Origin of the sequence: uncultured Fretibacterium sp. (assembly GCF_938040765.1) — a bacterium.
In the GTDB taxonomy this organism is placed as follows: Bacteria; Synergistota; Synergistia; order Synergistales; family Aminobacteriaceae; genus CAJPSE01.
Map to the genome: position 1 here is coordinate 1 of NZ_CALIAA010000100.1, position 2,915 is coordinate 2,915.

The 2,915-nt window shown below is 60.5% G+C and carries 2 protein-coding genes; both read right to left on the reverse strand.

What is annotated here, in order from left to right; all coding sequences use genetic code 11:
• Positions 1–182 precede the first annotated feature (182 nt).
• Positions 183–1,598: a dihydropyrimidinase gene (hydA, locus tag Q0176_RS03715; protein ID WP_299299359.1), complete on the reverse strand. Its 1,416-nt coding sequence runs from the start codon at positions 1,596–1,598 to the stop codon at positions 183–185.
• Between the two features lie 126 nt (positions 1,599–1,724).
• The gene (locus Q0176_RS03720) at positions 1,725–2,462 is read right to left on the reverse strand and encodes an isochorismatase family protein (RefSeq protein WP_299299361.1); all 738 of its coding nucleotides are present in this window, start codon (positions 2,460–2,462) and stop codon (positions 1,725–1,727) included.
• Between the last annotated feature and the right edge of the window lie 453 nt (positions 2,463–2,915).

Genomic DNA, 2,915 nt, shown 5'->3' on the forward strand with positions numbered 1-2,915 from the left:
CGGGAAGACGAGAGACGTGAATACGCCTTGGGCGGCCGAGCCTGCCCGCTGGTGATCCCCACTGCACCAAGGATGACACGACACCTCCGCGCCCGTACTTTTGAGAAGATGGAATGCCCCTCCGGATACATGGAGGCGCAGGACGAGTCTCGTCCTGCGCCGAGGCGGATGAATGGGGAGAGCTACCGCTCGAAGGGTAGTTTTTCCTGAAGTTTGTAATAGTCGTAGCAGAGCGCATAGGGTTTGCTGCGCACCCACTCGCCCTTGCCCTTTTCTCCGACGAACTTTCCCTTCTCGGCCACGAGCTTTCCCCGGAGGAAGACCTGGTCCGGCCGGCCCTGGATGGGGAATCCCTCGAAGGGGCTGTAGTCTATGCCGTGAAGGCTCGTGGCGTTGGAGATCGTCCCCTTGAAATCGGGGTCGAAGATCACCACGTCCGCATCGGCCCCGACGGCAATCTGCCCTTTTCGGGGATAGAGCCCCGACATCTTGGCCGGCGTGGTGCAGGCGATGTCGACGAACCGTTGGCGCGTGATCTTCCCCTGCAGGACGCCGTAGGTCCAGAGCAGGACCAGGCGATCCTGGACGCCCGGGCAGCCGCTGGGGATCTTGACGAAGTTGCCCATACCCTTCTTCTTCGTGATCTCGTAGCCTCCGTCGAGGGCGCAGTGGTCGGAGCCGACCCCGATCAGCCATCCTTCCCGTACGGCCTCCCAAAGCGCGTCCTGATGAAGCTGAGGGCGCAGAGGAGGGGAACAGACGTACTTTGCCCCCTCGAAGCCGGGCTTGGCCAGGCAGTCCGTCGTCAGGGTCAGGTAGTGGGTGCAGGTCTCCCCGAAGACCACCTGCCCCGCGATGTGGGCGTCGCGTATGGCCTCCATCGCCCCCTTCGTGCTGACGTGCACGACGAAGAGCGGGCAGTCCGCCATTTTTGCGAGGTAGATGGCCCGGCTCGTGGCCTCGTCCTCGGCCACGGGCGGACGGGAATAGTAATGATAAACGGGATCCGTTTTGCCCCGGTCCAGGTAATATTTCTGAAGGACGGCGATCATGTCGGCGTTCTCGGCGTGGACCATCATGGTGATCCCCGCCTTCTTCGCCAGCATCATGGCCTTGAGGATGGACTCGTCGTCCGAGTAGAAGCTCGTGCCCTTGTAGGCCATGAAGAGCTTGAGGGAGGAGACCCCGACCTCGGGAAGGCGTTCGATCTCGTCGAATACGGAGTCCTTGGGATCCATGATGATGCCGTGGAATCCGTAGTCCACGCAAGCGACGTCCTCGGCCTTGGCGGCCTGTCTGCGGATGGCCTCCAGCAGGGGAACGTCCTTGTCCTGAGGGGCGAAGTCCATGATGGTCGTGGTGCCGCCCACCGCGGCGGCGTCCGTCGTCTCGAAGAGGCGACCTCCAAAGGACCCGTAGTGAACGTGCTCGTCCACCCCACCCGGGAAGACGTATTTCCCGGAGGCATCGACGGTCTTGTCCGCCTTCACGTCCAGTTTGCTCCCTATCTCCTTGAACTTGCCGTCCTCGATGTAGATATCGCCCTGGAACTCGTTGTTGGATGTGATGATCGTGCCGTTCTTTATCAAGAGGCTCATGCGTTTCATCTCCTTTTCTTCCTGAGGCTTGCAGCGGTATGAAATGGGGGGCGCCTGCGCGGCGCCCCCTTCGGGAAAGGCGGAAGCGCTCACAACGTGGCGATGCGGCGCTTGCTGATAACCGGTTTAGTTGCCGTACTTCCTCTCGGGCTTCCTGTACACGCTGGAGTCGATGCCCTCCAGGTACTTCACGACGACGTCGACGGGCTCCACATCGCAGAACTTGGCCTCCATGTCGAACAGGTTCCACTCGATGACGCCGGGCACGCGGTCGCCGATCGTCCCCTCGGGGATGACGGTCTTGAAGCCGTAGCCGGTGGAGTCCATGACGGTGTGGCGCACGCAGGCGCAGGAGGTCGCGCCCATGACGATGACGGTGTCCACGCCCAGGTAGGTCAGGGTCTGGGCCAGGTGCGTTCCGAAGAAGTTGGACGCGTACTTTTTATGGATGACGGGCTCCTCGGGGCGCGGCTTCAGCTTGGGGTCGATCTCCAGCCAGTGCGAGCTGATGTCCAGCGCGCTCATCGGGATCTTCTCGTCCCAGCGGGGAAGGTCCCACTGACGCTCGCCGATGTAGCCCGTAGTGGTGTGAAAGATGGGAACGCCGGATTTGCGTCCCGCCTCGAGGACCTTGAGCGCCTCGGCGCAGACCTCGTTCGAGTGGTCGCACGTGAAGACGTGTCCCTCGCTCATCCAGGCCTTGGCCATGTCGACGGTGGTGATAGCCGGGGCCTTGCCCATCCCCATCTTGCGCATGAATCCCCGTTCCTTATAGATCTTGCGGGCCTCCGCGAAGGCCTCCTTCAAAAGCTCCTCGTTGAAACCGTATTTGTCTATAAACTTATAGTCCTTGTTCTCCGCCATCATAATCACTCCTCGATCGTTCTGGTTTGGGCCGCGGAGGCGAAAGCGCACCGCGAACATTTCCTCCGGCCGAAGGATTCGGCCCGGGAGCACGAAAAAAGCGGTAAATATGCGTTTCGGAGAATACGGATCCCGCTGCGGCTTCGATCGCCGCGGAGGGTTGCCATGTACGGGAGAACTCCTTGCAAGGGAAGGGCTGTCACGAACCTCCCCTTGCGGGTGTGAAAAACGGCTCTGCAGAACCCGAGGGCAAAACGACGCCGAACAATTTTTCTATACGGCATTTTGCGTCTTGATGGAATTGTCGATCGACATCCTTTGACGGGTATATCCTAAACCACGGCAAGGCGTTTGTGAAGGCCCTCAGAGGCGTTGTCAGGATTCTGGCCTGTGACGAACTCTGTCAAGGGACAGAGAAAATGTCATGGTTGAAAGGGTGAAAAGGGACAGAGA